General features: G+C 42.5%; 17 protein-coding genes. 7 read left to right on the plus strand and 10 right to left on the minus strand.

The window, feature by feature from the left end; genetic code table 11:
• Window positions 1-50 precede the first annotated feature (50 nt).
• Window positions 51-1,502 (plus strand): serine-type D-Ala-D-Ala carboxypeptidase, encoded by a 1,452-nt coding sequence (dacB, locus tag BDD30_RS10470; RefSeq protein WP_041382519.1) that lies wholly within the window; start codon window positions 51-53, stop codon window positions 1,500-1,502.
• 55 nt (window positions 1,503-1,557) lie between these two features.
• On the opposite strand, the gene cgtA is transcribed toward dacB, so the two are convergent.
• The 3 genes from cgtA to rplU form a co-directional block, all read right to left on the minus strand.
• Window positions 1,558-2,733, minus strand: a complete 1,176-nt coding sequence (gene cgtA / locus BDD30_RS10475) for an Obg family GTPase CgtA (protein WP_015836117.1) — start codon at window positions 2,731-2,733, stop codon at window positions 1,558-1,560.
• A gap of 126 nt (window positions 2,734-2,859) precedes the next feature.
• Window positions 2,860-3,117, minus strand: a complete 258-nt coding sequence (gene rpmA, locus BDD30_RS10480) for a 50S ribosomal protein L27 (RefSeq protein ID WP_015836118.1) — start codon at window positions 3,115-3,117, stop codon at window positions 2,860-2,862.
• A gap of 18 nt (window positions 3,118-3,135) precedes the next feature.
• Entirely contained in the window at window positions 3,136-3,444 is a 309-nt protein-coding gene (gene rplU / locus BDD30_RS10485) for a 50S ribosomal protein L21 (protein WP_015836119.1), read from the minus strand.
• 251 nt (window positions 3,445-3,695) lie between these two features.
• Here rplU and ispB point away from each other — a divergent pair, with 251 nt between their 5' ends.
• Complete coding sequence (ispB, locus tag BDD30_RS10490) at window positions 3,696-4,667, plus strand: octaprenyl diphosphate synthase (RefSeq protein WP_015836120.1); 972 nt, start codon at window positions 3,696-3,698, stop codon at window positions 4,665-4,667.
• Between the two features lie 21 nt (window positions 4,668-4,688).
• On the opposite strand, the gene BDD30_RS10495 is transcribed toward ispB, so the two are convergent.
• Together BDD30_RS10495 and BDD30_RS10500 are read right to left on the minus strand one after the other, a co-directional pair.
• Window positions 4,689-5,069 carry a DNA-binding protein gene (locus tag BDD30_RS10495; protein WP_041382521.1) on the minus strand — a complete coding sequence of 127 codons (381 nt, stop codon included), beginning with the start codon at window positions 5,067-5,069 and terminating at the stop codon, window positions 4,689-4,691.
• A 76-nt stretch (window positions 5,070-5,145) separates the two neighbouring features.
• On the minus strand, window positions 5,146-5,493 hold the full coding sequence (locus tag BDD30_RS10500; RefSeq protein WP_015836122.1) for a DNA-binding protein: 348 nt from the start codon (window positions 5,491-5,493) through the stop codon (window positions 5,146-5,148).
• Between the two features lie 185 nt (window positions 5,494-5,678).
• On the opposite strand from BDD30_RS10500, the gene BDD30_RS10505 reads away from it, so the two are divergent.
• Complete coding sequence (locus BDD30_RS10505) at window positions 5,679-5,945, plus strand: helix-turn-helix domain-containing protein (RefSeq protein ID WP_036770439.1); 267 nt, start codon at window positions 5,679-5,681, stop codon at window positions 5,943-5,945.
• A gap of 104 nt (window positions 5,946-6,049) precedes the next feature.
• Here the strand turns inward: BDD30_RS10505 and mdh are convergent, their stop codons facing one another.
• Entirely contained in the window at window positions 6,050-6,988 is a 939-nt protein-coding gene (mdh, locus tag BDD30_RS10510; protein WP_015836124.1) for a malate dehydrogenase, read from the minus strand.
• A 739-nt stretch (window positions 6,989-7,727) separates the two neighbouring features.
• Between mdh and argR the strand changes: the two genes are divergently transcribed.
• On the plus strand, window positions 7,728-8,198 hold the full coding sequence (gene argR / locus BDD30_RS10515) for a transcriptional regulator ArgR (protein WP_015836125.1): 471 nt from the start codon (window positions 7,728-7,730) through the stop codon (window positions 8,196-8,198).
• A gap of 44 nt (window positions 8,199-8,242) precedes the next feature.
• On the opposite strand, the gene mpl is transcribed toward argR, so the two are convergent.
• Complete coding sequence (gene mpl / locus BDD30_RS10520; RefSeq protein WP_041382525.1) at window positions 8,243-9,613, minus strand: UDP-N-acetylmuramate:L-alanyl-gamma-D-glutamyl-meso-diaminopimelate ligase; 1,371 nt, start codon at window positions 9,611-9,613, stop codon at window positions 8,243-8,245.
• 165 nt (window positions 9,614-9,778) lie between these two features.
• Here mpl and fbp point away from each other — a divergent pair, with 165 nt between their 5' ends.
• Both fbp and ppa read left to right on the plus strand, forming a co-directional pair.
• Complete coding sequence (gene fbp, locus BDD30_RS10525; RefSeq protein WP_036770453.1) at window positions 9,779-10,783, plus strand: class 1 fructose-bisphosphatase; 1,005 nt, start codon at window positions 9,779-9,781, stop codon at window positions 10,781-10,783.
• Between the two features lie 166 nt (window positions 10,784-10,949).
• Window positions 10,950-11,480: an inorganic diphosphatase gene (gene ppa / locus BDD30_RS10530; RefSeq protein WP_015836128.1), complete on the plus strand. Its 531-nt coding sequence runs from the start codon at window positions 10,950-10,952 to the stop codon at window positions 11,478-11,480.
• Window positions 11,481-11,580: 100 nt separating this feature from the next.
• Here ppa and BDD30_RS10535 read toward each other — a convergent pair whose 3' ends face one another.
• The 3 genes from BDD30_RS10535 to tamA are packed head-to-tail and all read right to left on the minus strand — an operon-like array spanning window position 11,581 to window position 17,443.
• On the minus strand, window positions 11,581-11,928 hold the full coding sequence (locus BDD30_RS10535) for a gamma-glutamylcyclotransferase family protein (protein WP_015836129.1): 348 nt from the start codon (window positions 11,926-11,928) through the stop codon (window positions 11,581-11,583).
• A gap of 2 nt (window positions 11,929-11,930) precedes the next feature.
• The gene (tamB, locus tag BDD30_RS10540; RefSeq protein WP_015836130.1) at window positions 11,931-15,704 is read right to left on the minus strand and encodes an autotransporter assembly complex protein TamB; all 3,774 of its coding nucleotides are present in this window, start codon (window positions 15,702-15,704) and stop codon (window positions 11,931-11,933) included.
• Window positions 15,701-17,443, minus strand: coding sequence for an autotransporter assembly complex protein TamA (gene tamA, locus BDD30_RS10545; RefSeq protein WP_015836131.1), 1,743 nt, complete (start codon window positions 17,441-17,443; stop codon window positions 15,701-15,703). The genes tamB and tamA overlap by 4 nt, the downstream gene beginning before the upstream one ends.
• A 115-nt stretch (window positions 17,444-17,558) precedes the next feature.
• On the opposite strand from tamA, the gene msrA reads away from it, so the two are divergent.
• The gene (gene msrA / locus BDD30_RS10550; protein WP_015836132.1) at window positions 17,559-18,191 is read left to right on the plus strand and encodes a peptide-methionine (S)-S-oxide reductase MsrA; all 633 of its coding nucleotides are present in this window, start codon (window positions 17,559-17,561) and stop codon (window positions 18,189-18,191) included.
• Window positions 18,192-18,320: the final 129 nt, after the last annotated feature.

The following is an 18,320-nucleotide window of genomic DNA, read 5'->3' on the forward strand; positions in this document are numbered from 1 at the left end:
CCACTTTGCACCTTAGTATTGTGGCATGTCCACATCCACATGCGAAATTTATGTCCTTTTTTAAAATGGCTAGCAGATTAGTTTGCGTTACCAGTCTGTGTCTAACTATCACCAATGCAAACGCTACACCTGTTAAGGAATATGCACAATATTTACCTGATGGCACTAATCTAGCGTTAATCGCTCAAAAAGTTGGTTCCAACACACCGTTACTTGACTATCACGGCCAACAAATGGCTCTACCAGCAAGTACTCTGAAAGTTGTCACAGCCCTTGCAGCATTGTTACAACTGGGCAAAGATTATCGCTTTATCACTACATTGGAAAGCAATGGCAAAATTTCAAACAGTGTTTTGAAAGGAAATTTGACTGCTCGTTTTGTTGGAGATCCGACACTAACCCGTCAACAACTTCGCAATATGGTTACTGTTCTACAACAATCCGGCGTGAAAAAAATTGACGGGGATCTTCTGATAGATGTTTCCGCTTTTGCCAGCCACGATAAAGCCCCAGGTTGGGTATGGAACGATATGACCCAATGTTTCAGTGCTCCACCTGCTGCTGCAATTGTCGATCGAAACTGTTTTTCAGTTTCACTATATAGTGCGGAACGCCCCGGTGATACTGCCTTTATCCGTATCGCATCCTTTTATCCAGTGAATATGTTCAGTGAGGTTAAAACCTTAGCAAAAGGATCACCTGAAAGCCAATACTGTGAATTGGATGTGGTTCCCGGAGAACTTAACCGTTTTACGCTAACCGGATGCCTCACTCAACGCAGTGAACCATTACCACTAGCCTTCGCTATTCAAAATGGTACCAGCTATGCAGGGGCAATCCTCAAAAACGAACTACAAATTGCAGGAATTGAAATAACAGGCCATCTCAGACGCCAAAGCTTGCCAACCGAACCCGGTAAAGTTCTTGCCCAGAATCAATCAGCACCATTACATGATCTACTCAAGGTCATGCTAAAAAAATCTGACAATATGATCGCTGATACCGTATTCAGAACAATAGGCCGACAACATTTTAATATACCAGGAACCTGGCGTTCAGGCTCTGATGCAGTGCGGCAAATATTGAAACAAAAAGCCAGTATCGATCTGGGAAATACCGTTATGGTGGATGGTTCAGGATTATCCCGCCACAATCTGATCACTCCAGCAACCATGATGGAAGTATTACAGTTTATTGCACAACATGATCAAGAATTAGATTTTATTTCTATGCTGCCATTAGCTGGTCATGACGGTACCTTAAGATATCGGGGTGGGTTGGATGAAGCAGGAGTAAACGGAAAAGTTTCAGCTAAGACGGGTGCCCTGCAAGGAGTTTATAATCTCGCTGGCTTTATAACCACTGCCAACGGTCAGAGAATTGCCTTCATACAGTTTATTTCTGCCTATGCCGTACCACCAAAAGAACACCGCAACCGCCGAGTTCCTTTAGTAAGATTTGAAAGCAGACTGTATAAAGATTTATATCAATACAATCAATAAAAATAGGTGCCACAAACATGTGGCGCCTTTTAATTGTAATGAAAGAATGGAAAAATCAGCGTTTATAAATAAACTCAACGCCTTCATTGTCATCTTCGTCCCAATCGTCATCCCAATCATCGTCTGTTTCCGAAACCTGATTTAATTGCTCTTTATGATAATCATCCCACATGAATTCAACTTTCTCTGGCTGAACTTCACCTTCTGTCGTATTCATATTACGAGGCTGAGTTTTCATAAACTCCATGATATCCCAGCAAAGCTCTTTAACACCCAGACGATTTATCGCTGATATCATATAGAAACCACCTTCCCAACCCAATTTATCAGCAATGTCTTGTACACGCTGTTTAGCTTCTTCAGGCTCCAGCAGATCAACCTTGTTAAATACTAACCAGCGTGGTTTTTGTGCTAATTTTTCACTATATTGCTGTAGCTCGTTGAAAATAATCCGAGCATTTTCAACAGGATCTGATTCATCAACAGGGCAGATATCGATTAAGTGCAATAGCACCCGGCAACGTTCCAAATGTTTTAAGAAACGGATGCCCAAGCCTGCGCCATCAGAAGCACCTTCAATAAGCCCTGGAATATCCGCGACAACGAAACTCTGCTCGTTATCCATCCTTACTACACCCAAACTTGGCACCAGAGTTGTAAACGGATAGTCTGCAACCTTTGGTTTAGCAGCAGAAACAGAGCGAATAAATGTGGATTTACCCGCATTTGGCATCCCCAGCATACCAACATCCGCTAACAACATGAGTTCCAGCATCAGTTCACGGGTTTCACCTGAAGTTCCCATCGTTCTTTGACGAGGAGCCCGGTTGACAGAAGATTTAAAACGGGTATTACCAAGTCCATGGAACCCTCCTTTAGCGACCATCAAACGTTGCTCATGACGGGTCATATCACCCAGAACTTCACCGGTTACCACATCGCGAACACGCGTACCAACGGGCACTTTGATCGTAATATCCTGACCACGCTTACCTGTACAATCTCGACTTTGACCATTTTGCCCACGTTCTGCCCGGAAAGATTTTTCAAAACGATAATCAATCAGTGTGTTGAGATTTTCATCTGCTAACAGATAAACATCTCCACCATCTCCACCATCTCCACCGTCTGGCCCACCTTTCGGAATATATTTTTCACGGCGGAAGCTGACACAACCATTGCCACCATCCCCCGCTACAACCAGTATTCTGGCTTCATCTACAAATTTCATATCTTTTCTCCGTATGTTAGCCATATAGTGCTGGACGGCCGTTTTACCCAGAGATGGCGTATTCAGAATAATAAAAAGCCCCGCAACACATGCAGGGCTTCTGATTCGGTTTATAACTCGAAAAACTTATTCAGCTTCGATGCTGATAAACTTGCGGTTTTTCGGGCCTTTAACTTCGAATTTAACTTTCCCGTCAGCTAATGCGAACAGAGTGTGGTCACGACCACAACCAACGTTACTACCAGCGTGGAATTTAGTACCACGTTGACGAACAATGATGCTGCCTGCTAATACAGACTCGCCACCAAAACGTTTTACACCCAGACGTTTACTTTCAGAATCGCGGCCATTACGAGTTGAGCCACCAGCCTTTTTGTGTGCCATTAATCTGCTCTCCTAAATTTAAGCGATGCCAGTGATTTTAACATCAGTGAACCACTGACGATGGCCTTGCTGTTTACGGCTATGTTTACGACGACGAAACTTAACAATTTTAATTTTCTCGCCGCGACCATGAGCAACAACTTCAGCTTTGACTTTAACGCCTTCAACTACAGGAGCGCCGATTTTGATGTCATCACCATTAGCGACCATCAGAACCTGGTCAAACTCAACAGTTTCACCTGTTGCGATGTCCAGCTTTTCCAGGCGAATAGTTTGACCTTCGCTGACTCGGTGTTGTTTACCACCACTTTGGAAAACCGCGTACATATAAACTCCGCTTTCCGCACGCCCCCTAAATATCATTCCAGAGCGCGCTATAAATATTCATAATAGGGCGCGAATTCTACGCAAAAAAGCCTAAGAAGACAAGAGCAGAATTAGAACAGGCGATAAAAAAACGTAGTTTATGAATTGTCATTTATTTGAACTGTTTTTCGAGTACAATCAAGACACAGCGATAACTATTGTAATGTTAATATGAACACAGCTCTGCATTAGAATCCATAGCCGAAAAAAACATGAATTTAGAATCTATTATCAAGCTAACCGCTGATGATATGGCAGCGGTAAATGAAGCCATTCTTAGTCAGTTAAATTCTGACGTTGCTCTTATAAACCAACTGGGCTACTACATAATCAGTGGCGGTGGAAAACGTATCCGTCCAATAATTGCCATTCTGGCTGCCAGAGCATTAGGTTACCAGAGTGATAAGCATATTACTGTTGCCGCATTAATTGAATTTATCCATACAGCTACCCTATTGCATGATGATGTTGTGGATGAATCAGATATGCGACGCGGCAAAGCAACGGCCAATGCCACTTTTGGTAATGCGGCAAGTGTATTGGTTGGTGATTTTATATACACCCGTTCTTTCCAGATGATGACAACTCTTAACTCTATGCGGGTTCTCAAATTGATGTCAGAAGCCACAAATGTTATCGCTGAAGGTGAAGTTCTACAGTTAATGAACTGCAATGACCCCAATATTTCTGAAGATGATTATATGCGGGTGATTTACAGTAAAACAGCTCGGCTATTTGAAGTTGCCGCGCACTCTTCTGCAATTATTTCTAACGCTACACCAGAACAAGAAACTGCTTTACAAGATTACGGACGCTATTTAGGTACCGCATTCCAATTAATTGATGATTTACTTGATTATGATGCTGATAGCAACACATTAGGCAAAAATACTGGTGATGATCTTAATGAAGGTAAACCTACATTGCCATTACTGCATGCGATGAATCATGGTAATCCAGAACAATCGCAACTCATCCGTAAAGCAATTGAAAAAGGTAATGGTCGCCATTTACTCGAAACCGTACTGATAACAATGAAACAATGTGGCTCGCTGGAATACACTCGTAAACGGGCAGAAGAGGAAGCAGATAAAGCAATTGCTGCTTTGCAGGTGCTGGAAAGCTCCCCATACAAGCAAGCACTTGTGGGGTTAGCCCATATTGCCGTACAACGCCTTTCTTAATTATTGATATAAAACCTGGAATTAATCTGAATCCAGGTTTTTTTCTGCGTCTTCAACACCTACATCAATATAACCAATTAGCTTTGCCAGCCCTTCCCTCAGGATAAATTTCACAATTTTTTCTCTCTCAACTTTAGTCAGTTGATAATAAGCCTCGGCCCAGATTAAAAATGGATCTTGCCGTTTATTTGTGTAATCAATTGTGCTTTCCCCTACAGATAACACATTAAGTACATCTTCAGGCAAGCTGTTCATATGATATTCAAGAGCCTTGCCCTGAACACCCCGTTTACGTCTGTATTCCCATCCCTCCCGCCTTGCCATCAGGTTTATTCCCTGTGGCGAAGAAGGAAGTCCAGCAATACCAACCAGCTCTTTAGCTGAATACCATTCTTTTTTCATACTTTTCTTCTCACTTTGCACCGGGATAATGAAGAAGAAGCCAAGTTAGTTGGCATTTTTACTTTCCAAAAATGAGTCAAACAACAGAAAGCTTTTCCAAAAAACTTCTGATACCATCCCGTAAAATCATAGCTGTCACTACTTGTTTCTCAGATTCCGACAACTGGTGAAAAGCGCCAACCCAAACCGATAAAGGATCTTGCTTCTGCACCTGATACTCAGAAGGTGATTCATGAAGTTCCAATGCTGCAATGGTCGTTTCCGGAAAACAGGAATAGTGATATTCGACTGCTTTACCTTGTACACCTTGTCTTTTCTGACGTCTCCACTCCTCACGTTTTGCTCTGGCATTAACTCCTTGTGGTGATCCTGGTAACTCACCCACACCGATTAACTCCTTGGCCGAATACCACTCTTTTTTCATCACGTTTCTCTATTTTTGTAACCAAGTTCAAAAAAGAAGCTTTTAAGAAAAAATTTGGAAATACTTTTAGAAAAATAATGCTATTTTATTTCTCAATAACAGGTTTAAGTTCGTTATTGCTCTCATGCAGACCTGTTATTTATACCACTAACATAGCATCAAATTTAATAAAAAAAGGATTAAAAATGATTTCAAGGAAATCTGATTGGCATCCTGCTGACATAATTGCAGCTTTACGCAAACGGGGAACAACCTTAGCCGAAGTATCACGTAAGGCAGGGCTTAGCTCATCTACACTGGCTAATGCGCTATCCCGCCCATGGCCAAAGGGAGAATGGATAATTGCAAATTATCTAGAAATACATCCTTCAGAAATTTGGCCAAGTCGTTATTTTGATCCAAATACCGGAGAACTATTAGAAAGGAAAATACGCGAACAAACAAATAATTAATTAGTTAACGAATTAAATTCGTTAAATAAAAACCGCCGGTCATTATCATACCAGCGGTTTTATTATTTCACAGATATATATCTTTTATTTATAAAATATATTAATTAGTTATTAATAAATTTTTCACCTAATTCTATATCTTTTCTCAATACGTCCAACATCCCTTCCAATGCTTTCTGTTCAAAATCACTCAGCTTACCGATGTCTAAACGCTCTTCTACACCATTTTTGCCCAAACGAACCGGCTGAGCAAAGAAACGGGCATATTTGCCATCACCTTCAACATAGGTACATTCCACAACATTGCTTTCCCCTTGTAAGCCACGGACCAAAGAGAGGCCCAAACGAGCGGCAGCTTGTCCCATGGACAAAGTGGCAGATCCACCACCAGCTTTAGCTTCAACAACTTCAGTACCTGCATTCTGAATACGTTTAGTCAGAGTTACCAACTCTTCATCGGTAAAACTCACGTCAGGGATCTGGGACAACAGAGGAAGGATCGTCACACCAGAATGACCACCGATAACCGGTACTTCAATTTCCTGTGACTTTTTATCTTTCAATTCAGCAACAAAAGTATTGGAGCGGATAACATCCAGGGTTGTTATACCAAACAAACGGTTTTTATCATATACACCGGCTTTTTTCAGTACTTCAGCTGCAATAGCTACCGTTGTGTTAACAGGGTTAGTGATGATACCAACCAGTGCCTTCGGACAAGTTTTAGCTACTTGTTCTACCAGATTACGGACAATACCCGCGTTAACATTAAACAGATCTGAACGATCCATACCTGGTTTACGAGCAACACCTGCAGAAATCAATACAATATCCGCACCTTCCAACGCTGGCGTGGCATCTTCACCAGCAAAACCTTTAATTTTCACTTCTGTTGGAATGTGGCTCAGATCAACAGCTACCCCCGGGGTAACTGGGGCGATATCATATAAAGAGAGTTCTGAACCTGAAGGAAGCTGGGTTTTTAGTAGAAGAGCAAGAGCCTGACCAATGCCACCGGCTGCACCGAGAACTGCAACTTTCATCCTGATACTCCTTAAATCGTTTATACTTTAAAATGCTGTGAATTCATCTGGTTACAAACCATAGATTACTACGTTTGTGACTTGCTCCCGCCGCTAAGTCACAAATGACTCTGGCGGGGACTTCTTATGACCCCTATTAGTAAAAAACTAATAGCTTTCGTTGCAATACCTGCGCTGACAGGGATAACTGCAAGGGAACTCTTTACATAACCGCTATGCCTAGCGTATCAGCTAATCCTTGTGATATTACAGACCGATGACAGCCCTTAGGCTGCTGACTATCCATTACACCCTCCCCCTACTCAAAAACTCGCTTCGCTCTCAATGAGAATTTAAGCGGGAGAATTCCACAGTTTTGTTAAAAACAATCTATTAACAACCAAATCGTGGACTTACGCTCTAATAATGGGACGTCAAAGTCGCTGTATTCTAGGCAAAATGCTTATCTGTTAATGAGATAATGGACACTATTTTAAGAATTTCCCTTTGATTTTATGAAAAAATCGGTTAAATACCTTACACCCAACAACAATGCCAAACAACATCATTTGATTAACAATGTATTTACCAGATAATCAATTACATAAAACAAATCTATCATATTCATATTTTATGAATTTCTATTTATCATAAGACCAATTTACACTTCCCTGCCGTAGTCAAACAATCATTTTTATTGCATAAAAATTCACTTATATGCATAATATGATCTACATAATTAATTGAATAATGGTGGAATATGCGTACTCCCTCTAAACAGGAAGATTTAATAAAAGCTTTCAAGGCGTTATTGAAAGAGGAAAAATTTAGCTCTCAGGGCGAAATTGTCACCGCTCTACTGGAAGAAGGTTTTGAGAACATTAATCAATCCAAAGTTTCCAGAATGCTCACTAAATTTGGCGCAGTTCGCACCCGCAATGCTAAAATGGAGATGGTTTACTGCCTGCCTGCTGAGCTTGGTGTTCCTACTGCCACTAGCCCAATAAAAAATCTAGTATTAGACGTTGATCACAACCATTCCATAGTTGTAATTCGCACAAGCCCTGGTGCTGCTCAGCTTATTGCTCGTCAGCTGGATTCTCTTGGCAAAGCAGAAGGTATACTCGGCAGTATTGCAGGTGATGACACCATTTTCATTACACTTGCCAGAGATTTCACCGCAGAACAGCTGCGTGGCACCATCCTTAAGTTTTTCGAACAAGAGCTTTGAATGAACGCGCCAACATGGCGCGATTCATTTTCCTGCTGCCATTTTCAAAATTGATAAGTTTTTTTACTTAGCTTAGAGAGTAGTTTTTCATGAATATCACCAAATCCGCCATTACTCATAACCAGAATATGATCCCCCTGCTGCGCCTTATCAACAATCATATTCACCAGTGAATCGATATCAGCACTCCAATACGCTGGCTGAACACAGTGATCTGCAATTTCCGATACATGCCATTTAATATTGGCTGGCTGGAATAAGAATACTTCATCAGCACGCCCCAATGCCGGTGCGATCTCATTCTTGCTTATACCCATTTTCATCGTATTCGAACGCGGTTCCAGTACGGTAATAATACGGGCGGTTCCTCCAACTTTACTACGCAGGGCTTCGAGTGTTGCCAAAATTGCAGTCGGATGATGAGCAAAATCGTCATAAACAGTAACTCCGTTTTCCTGACCACGTAGTTCAAGGCGACGACGGGCATTAATAAAATCGCTTAAAGCACGACAAGCATCCGTAGGTTGGACACCAACATGGTGTGCTGCTGCAATTGCAATCAGCCCATTACGCATATTATGTTCACCAACTAATGACCAATTCACCTCTCCAACAACTTCACCACAATAAAACACCCGATAATCGCTGCTGTCTGTACTTATCTTTTTTGCCTGCCAGCTACCAGTTTCTCCCACCTGTTCCAATTCACTCCAACATCCCATAGACAAGACCTGCTTCAGGTTAATATCATTGTCTGGGGCAAAAATCTTACCACTACCTGGAACGATCCTGACAAGATGATGGAACTGTCTCTGGATAGCAGCCAGATCTCCGAAAATATCGCCGTGATCGAATTCCAGGTTATTCATGATCAGAGTCCGTGGACTGTAATGAACAAACTTAGATCGTTTATCAAAAAAAGCACTGTCATATTCATCAGCTTCTATGACGAAAAACGGACTTTCCCCGATTTGAGCTGATGTTTCAAAATTACCGGGAACACCGCCGATCAAAAAACCCGGTTTATAGCCACAAGCTTCAAGAATCCAAGCTAACATACCGGCGGTTGTTGTCTTGCCATGGGTACCTGCAACTGCCAGAACCCAACGTTCAGGTAAAACATAGTCGTGTAGCCATTGTGGCCCAGAAGTATAAGGAATCCCGCGTTCCAACACAGCTTCTACACAAGGATTCCCACGGCTCATAACATTACCGATGATGACCATATCTGGCACAGAATCCAGCTGTGCCGGGTCATATCCCTGAGTCAGGCTAATCCCATGTTTTTCCAGTAAGGTACTCATTGGTGGATAAACATTGGCATCTGACCCCGTCACCTCATGGCCAAGAGAACGTGCCAAAATTGCCAATCCCCCCATAAAAGTGCCGCAGATACCAAGAATATGAATACGCATTGATTTTCCATTCCATAGCATGAAGTTAGTCACTATTCTAACCATCAAACGCAAGATAAGAAATGGAATAGCCTATGAATCATCCCTTTCTTTGGCTAAACTGCCCGCGTAAGAGTGCAATGGACACTCAGAAACCACTATCAAATCACATTCAGGACTTTCGTCATGAAAACATTAGGCGAATTCATCGTCGAAAAGCAGCACGATTTTTCTCATGCCACAGGTGAACTCACTGCATTGCTTTCCGCTATTAAACTCGGGGCAAAGATTATTCACCGTGATATCAATAAAGCCGGTTTAGTCGATATCTTAGGAACCAGCGGCGTATCCAACGTCCAGGGTGAAGTGCAGATGAAGCTGGACCTGTATGCTAACGAAAAACTCAAAGCAGCACTGAAAGCACGCGGTGAAGTTGCCGGTATTGCTTCAGAGGAAGAAGACGATATCGTTATTTTTGAGGGCGACCGCGCTGAAAATGCAAAATATGTTGTTTTGATGGACCCACTAGATGGCTCTTCAAATATTGATGTAAACGTTTCCGTTGGTACTATCTTCTCTATCTATCGCCGTATTACACCTGTCGGCAAACCCGTGACTGAAGAAGATTTCCTGCAACCGGGTAACCGCCAAGTTGCAGCCGGATATGTTGTTTATGGCTCTTCAACTATGCTGGTCTATACAACCGGCTGTGGTGTGCACGCCTTTACTTACGATCCATCTCTTGGGGTGTTTTGCTTGTCCCATGAAAAAGTACAGTTCCCTCCCAAAGGCAATATGTACTCCATTAACGAAGGGAACTACATCAAATTCCCTATGGGGGTAAAGAAATACATCAAATATTGTCAAGAACAGGATGAAGCGACTCAACGCCCGTATACTACTCGTTATATCGGTTCATTAGTTGCTGATTTCCACCGCAATTTACTGAAAGGTGGCATCTACATTTACCCAAGTACCGCCAGCCATCCATCAGGAAAATTACGCCTGCTATATGAATGTAACCCAATGGCATTCCTGGCCGAACAAGCAGGAGGTAAAGCCAGTGATGGCGCCAACCGTATTCTGGATATTGTCCCATCCAAACTGCATCAGCGCGTACCTTTCTTTGTTGGCAGTAAATCAATGGTAGAAAAAGCCGAAAGTTTTATGGCTGAATTTCCAGACGAATAATTTCATCTGTTAATCATGAACAAACGGCGGGGGGTTCCCAGCCGTTCTTCATTTTGCAAATTTTTACCGAGAAGGTGCTGGAAATAGTGAGATTTAATGAGATTTCATCATCATTCTGGCTATAATAGCCCCCACTCTATTCTGGTTTGAAATAAAGGAAACTTTCATGAGCCTGAACTCAGTATTGGCAGGAAAAGAACTGCCTGAAGATATCTATGTCATTATTGAGATCCCTGCAAATGCAGATCCGATCAAATATGAAGTTGATAAAGAATCCGGTGCACTGTTTGTAGACCGCTTTATGTCTACCGCAATGTTCTATCCATGCAACTATGGTTACATCAACAACACTTTGTCCCTGGATGGTGATCCGGTTGATGTTTTGGTTCCAACCCCATACCCATTGCAGCCAGGTTCTGTGATCCGTTGCCGTCCGGTTGGCGTTCTGAAAATGACTGATGAATCAGGTGAAGACGCAAAACTGGTGGCGGTTCCACACAGCAAATTGACCAAAGAATATGATCACATTAAGGATGTGAACGATCTACCAGAATTGCTACGCGCCCAGATCACTCACTTCTTTGAACACTACAAAGATCTGGAAAAAGGTAAGTGGGTTAAAGTCGACGGTTGGGATAATGCCGAAGCTGCTAAAGCAGAAATTATCTCCTCTTTCGAACGTGCTGCTAAGAAATAATTTTTCTCTGCCTAATTAAGAAAACCTCTGCCAGAAGATCTCTGACAGAGGTTTTGGTATCACAGTCCCTTTATCTTCAGTGTTAAAAGGGAACTCTACTTTACTCTTTCTCGTGGCGCTTCAGCCAGTCACCGCTTTTTATCCGCCGTAAACCAGCTACTGGAAACTGATAAAGATATATCCATGCACTGCCATACGGTGTCTGAATCAATTCCCTTACATACTCCCGAGAATTATCTTTCAAATCATCTAACTCTGTCAGGATAGTAGAATTGATGCGATATACCTCACACTCAATACTCCCGTCACCACGGATTACCGCAGGATAATGCCCAAGGTCGTACAACTCATAGCCTTCCAGCTTGTGATCCCCTAACCATTGAGCGTCAGTCATCCAGTGATGATTGCCCTGTTTGCGCCGTAAGCTGCCATAAACAATAATTCGCATTTTTAAAACTCAAACTGATAGAGCAAATCCAATGCCTGATCAATACCAGACATTGCTTCCAGATACAATCTAGGCATTAACCTATAGCGTAAGGTTAATGTTGCCAACGAATCAAATATACCAACACCATACTTAACTTGCAGATCTTTTGTAATCTTTCCGCTAACAACTACCTGTGATTTATCTCCGACCCCCTGTGTATCCAGTGCCAAATCAGAAACACCAAATGTTTCACCGATTTTACCCACCAGTTGACCACTTTGTGCAACTCCTAAGCCTATCAGTACTGCCGTCATTTGTGAGTTGTCAGAACCACTGTTCTCTAATCCTTCACCGCGCAATAAGTAAGAAAGCGCTTCCTGCTGTGATTTAACCGGTTCTGAGAAAATTTCCACTTTTGGCTTATCTGCCAAACCCGTCACTCTCACCCCAGCAATAACACGACCATCGGTTGACTCTGGGTTACGGATAGCCTCAATGTTAAGCAATGGCTGATCCGGTGGACCTGAGAACATAATCAGCCCCTTACGGACAATCAAATCCTGCCCATAAGCATGAAAACGGCCATCAAGAATATCAACTTGTCCATTTAAGCCCAAACCTTGCTTATCTTGAGCAACTTTCAGATCACCTTTAAGCTGAGCTTTAAGGCCAAAAGCACTGAGGCGAACATCCTCCCCTATATGAATCGTCAAATTACTTTGAATCGGAATTGATGCTTTTTTCTCTTCTAGTGGCTGAAAGTTCTCATTTAATATAACCTCATCCGATGAGGCTTCAACCGCCGATTCTGGTAATTCCTTAACTGTAATAAGCGCCCAAGGAATATCAACATTACCATCTAGTTTCAACAACTGAGGTGAAGCCTCAAATACCAGATCAGGACTAACATCAATTTTTACTATTGGAGGAAAAGTTACCCTCAACTTATTACCGTTAGCGGCAACTCTTGCATGCCATGTATCCAAATCATGCCAGTCAGCATCACCGCTCAGGTTAAGTTGTCCTTTCGGCGTTTTAACAACACCTTCAAGGACAGAGCGTACTCCATCAAAATTCACCCCAAGTTGCCCTTGAGTAATATCAAATGGAATCCAATGACCCGAAGCTTGTAGTGAACTCAAGCCCAGTCGACCAAACAGCAGTGGATTTTTGGCATTCCCCCCCAAGCGCAGATTGGCATTCAAGTGACCTTCAGCCTTATCCCCTTTACCAAGGATCGGCTTAATCAATGCCAGAGAGATATCCTGAATACCTACATTGCCAGAGAGTTCGCGCCCCCCCTCAAGATCTACAATCTGTACGTCACCGTTAAACTGACCATTCCCCATAATTTTAAACAACCAATCCAGCTCTGCTGTACCATTCTTCAAGCCTGCATTGAATGTCAGGGTTTGGAAATCTATGGGCAATGCGACGCCATCGACCATCTGTTTAACCTGCACCTCACTACCACGCAGATTAACATTAGCTTGAGGTAATCCATGTCCCGCACTCCATTTAATATTCGCATTACCACTAAATACACCTTTCAGTTGTGTTTCAGGTCCCAATAATGGTTGGATCATGGCGAGATCAAAACGTTCAAGAATAATAGATGCGCTGCCGCTAGCACCAGCTTCAATCGGTTTAGGTACACACAGTTGAGCATGTGGATTCAGCCAGCAATGAGTACCCACGGTCATTTTTTGCTGCTGGTTAAGGTAATCAACAATAATAGGTTTAGTTAAACGCCATTCTCCTACCGGAGTATCAAAGCGGGTATTGTTGATATTACCTTTCCATCGTTGCTGCTTACGATCAAAACTACCATTAAGTGCAAGCTGACCGGAAACAGGTTCACCATCGATCTTCAGCTGCAAGTCATGCTGCTTTTCATTGCCTTTGGCATTCAACGTTAGATTACGGACGATCAAATCAGCCTGTTTTAACTGACGGACATTGACAGCTAAATCACCTTGGATCTGCTCCGCAGAACGCACATTCCCCTTCACATTTACACTATCAATGCGCAGATCCTGCCATTTCAATCCATTAGCATTCAGATCTGCTAAAAGCTGCGGTGCTTGCACATTACCACGTAGTTTCAGTGTCCCATTCACTACGCCGCCAAGCCCCGGCAATAAGCCATCTAGTCTCGGTGCAATGATGTCACCATCAAGTTTCCATTGTTTAGACAACTGCCCTTGGAGATTCATTTTATTGTGCCCCACAGCCAGCTCAAACTGAGGAATATTCCACTGACCAGCAGCATTACCAGAAATTTTACCCCTGGCTTTTACCAAGTTCTGCTTTACATTACCATCCAGTATGATTTCCGGGATCTGGAGCTGCCAACTACCTCCGTGCAAACTACCACGGGTAACAATTTTGCCATCTATTCTGGCAGGCCATTCCGGCCACTGTTTCGCAGTATTGATCCCAGAGAGTGTCAGCACCGTATTCCAACTTACAGCTTTACTCCAATCAGCCACACCGGTTAATTCCGCTCTTCCCTGCAAAGCAGACAGACGTAAACGAGTCAGTCTGAACTGCTCTTCATTACCTTTAGCATCCAGCACAAGTAATACAGGTGGAATTTCGTTACCTTTCATACCTGAGCGTAATGACAAATCATAACCACTGGCCTTACCATTCAGCCGCATTCTTATGCTATCAAGCTGATACTCAGGTTCTCCGGTCAGAGGCCAGTTAAATTGCTCACTTTCAAGCGTTATACGCATTGGCAAACCTACCTGAGCCAATTCTGCTTGGGCATCAAGTTTAGCGCTGACTGGGCCAGACAAATTCAAAACCAGGTTGAGTTGTTCCAGCAAAGCTCCATCAAGCTTTAAATCAACTTTTTGCCTCCGCATCTCTTGCCAATTCAATTCACTTTTTATTGTCAGTTTTACTGGCCATTGCTGTGCCAAAATCGCTGAACCATTAATAGCCAAAGAACCTTCCGGCGTATTAACATTCAGTTTATTGAGCTGAATCTGCTGCCCCTGATTGCTCAGTTGCAGTAATAACTCATTGATTGTGATATTCGTATCACCAGTCAGCCGTAATTGCTTACCACTAATCCCTTCAACAGTAATATCCAGTGGAATAGTCACTTCTGGTAACTTTGCCAATAATGGTTGAGAGAACAATTTCTTCAGGGTTTCTCCCAGCGACTTTTCCGGTTCAACCTTCTGTTTTATGTTCTTTGCTACTTCCGCAGTTTTCCATTGTTCAGGAGCAGTTTTTGGTAATCCTATCAACAATCCATTGATTTGAGTTGGCTTGAAAGTTAACGCTTTTTGCTGCCACTGAGCCGCTGTTCTGAATTCATCAAAGGCAATTACCATATCATCTACAGTAACAGTAGCATTTTTAACAGATAGCAAATCAAGCAAAATCGGATACGGAGTCCTCAACTCAGTCAGAGGTTCTGATTCAGGCGATGATTCTTCCGAAGCAGGAAATTGTTTAGTGTTAATCACAACTTTCACGCCTTCCGTTGTCAATGCATTAATACATAACTGACTATTTTTCAGACAAGAAAGACGTAACGAAAAGTGGAATTGATCCACATTTACATCAACACCGGGCATCTGATACCTGACGCCTTTTAGCGTCAAGTCACGCCAACCACCGTTAACGCTAGTTATATCCAGCCCAGGCACCCAACGGGAAGCACTATTAATCATAAAATGCAGGCCAGATTGCGTTCCTACCAACCCAACTACAGTAATAACCAACAGAGTAACCGTCAGCAGAAAAACAATACTGATCTTTTTAATCCATCTCATAATTCAGATCCCAATCCGATGTAGAACTGGATACCATGGGAGTCTGAATCCCCTATTGGTCGAGCAAGATCAAACTTAATTGGCCCGACAGGAGAAGCCCAACGCACACCAATTCCTGCGCCGGTTTTGAAGTCGCTGTTTTTAATATCATTGACTGCTTCACCTGTATCGACAAAAACCGCGCTCCACCAATCTCCCGTTACGTTATATTGATACTCAAGAGAACCTACTATTAGCGTGGATGCCCCTGTTAATTTTCCTTTATCATCTTTAGGCGAAATTTTCTGATATTTGTAGCCTCTAATGCTGTGATCACCACCGGCAAAGAAGCGTAAATCAGGTGGAACTTTCTGGAACTCATTAGTTTCTATCCACCCCAGATTTCCCCGAGCAACAAAGCGGTGATTATCCCAGTAAGTTCTTATCCAAACATTTTTCGCCTGTAATACCAAAAAATCTACATCAGACCCCCAAGTAGTATCAGAGATATCAATGGAATAGCGCTGACTATCGCCCCAATAGGGCATCGTGCCACCACGCTGACGAATACGACTGACATTTGCTCCTGGATACAACAACATAGTAGTGTTAGTGACATCAGCCTGAGTAAAGTGGCTGAGACTCCAGCGCATGTTAATCCCATACTGCCAGCCAGTAGAAAGGTCCCAGTTACGGGAAAGATTCACCGTCGCAGTATCAGATACGGTATCGTTGAGATCCTTGCGTTTATAACCGGTCTGTAACGCATAATACTGTTCCAACGGGTTCACTTTTAGCGGCATTTTATAGCTGGCATCAACAATTTGTTCAGGTGCAGAAAGGTTGATGCTGGTGTTAAGGCTGTGTCCACGGGAATTAAGCCACGGTTTTGCCCATTTAGCCTTAACCCGTGGCCCTACATCTGAGCCATAGCCGCCACCCAGTTCAACATAGTTTTCGGAACGCGGGGTTAATACCGCATCAAGAGGGAGAGTCTTATTGCCATTTTTTCTGCCAGTCTCAAAATCAGGTGTCACTAATGCCGAGTTAAACCAACCTGTTTCTGCCAGTCTCCGATTCAGCTCTGCCAGTTGCTCTGAAGTATAAAAATCCCCTTCTTTGAACGGAACTAAATTCCCCAGATAATCTTCACGGATCTGTGAACCTTGATAATTTACCAGACCAAAGCGATAACGTTCACCACTATCAACATCAAAATCCCAGAATGCCTCATGCCGCTCTTTGGAAACACCTAATTGGCTCTTCTTCATGATGGCGTCAAAGTAACCCTTTCTAATAGCCAGCCCAGTTAGAGAACTTTTGAAGCTTTCATATTCACCATGATTAAGAATTGTTCCCTTTTTCGGGCTGTTGCTTTTGACAAGTTTGGCATAATCTTCATCTATCTTGGCACCACCTTCCAACACAACACTAACACCAGCAATTCGCACAGGTTCACCCGCGATAACTTTTGCTGTTAACACCGAACGAGTGGGAGGTTTATTTTCCCGATAGGTAAATTCAATGATAGGTTCATAATAACCAAGAGGTCGCAGACCTTCACGAATCGCTTTATCTACACGAGAGCGGAAACGGCCATCAGCAGCCACTTCGTCAGTACTGATAGTTGAAAGATGAACCCGAGCATTTTTTTCTAAACTACCTGTTAATCCTTCTAATTTCAGACGAAGATTAGCACTATGAGCGATGGGAGTTGCGACAGACACACAAAGAAGACATAAAACGGGGTATCTCGACACGCGAACTCCTAACCTAATCGGAATAATTTGACTATAATAAAATTTATTTTGATTAAAGTTTATAATATATACAATCTATTAATCTCTGAAAACCTAATAATTGCGGGAGGGAATTTTGCCAACTTCAACTAACAAGAGCCAATCTATTGATTCTAAACATATATTAACAGGCAGAACGGAACCACTTAAGATTTCACCTGACCATGTTGTCACCAACCATGCGATAGAGCCTGTTCCAGAAAATATGGAAGTAGCCTATTTTGGTATGGGATGCTTCTGGGGCGTAGAGCGCCTATTCTGGCAGCTACCTGATATTTACACGACCTCCGCAGGTTATAGCGGTGGCACAACACCGAATCCAACTTATGAAGAAGTCTGTAGCGGCCTGACTGGACATGCTGAGGTTGTCAGAATTGTTTATGATCCGGTAAAAAATAGTTATGAAAACCTATTAAAACTTTTTTGGGAAAACCACGATCCAGCTCAGGGAATGCGCCAAGGCGGGGATATTGGTACTCAGTACCGCTCCGCAATTTATACTGTGTCACCTCAGCAATATGAAATGGCAGTAGCCAGTCGTGAACATTTCCAAAAGGCAATGCAACAGCAAGGAGATAACCGTCCTGTGACAACGGAAATCACAGAAGCTGGACCATTCTATTTTGCAGAAGACTATCACCAACAATATCTGTTCAAAAATCCTGAAGGATATTGTGGGTTAGGTGGTATTGGTGTTTGCCTGCCATAAACGGATAAAAATTAGCCGATTTATTTAAGTTAATGTTATAATTATTACTTTAGTAAATAGTTTCACTTTGTATTTATTGTAACTTTTTATTTTATATGATTTTTACTGTTTCCTCCGGTGTTCTTTCAA

The sequence above is a fragment of the Photorhabdus asymbiotica genome (assembly GCF_003634575.1).
In the GTDB taxonomy this organism is placed as follows: Bacteria; Pseudomonadota; Gammaproteobacteria; order Enterobacterales; family Enterobacteriaceae; genus Photorhabdus; species Photorhabdus asymbiotica.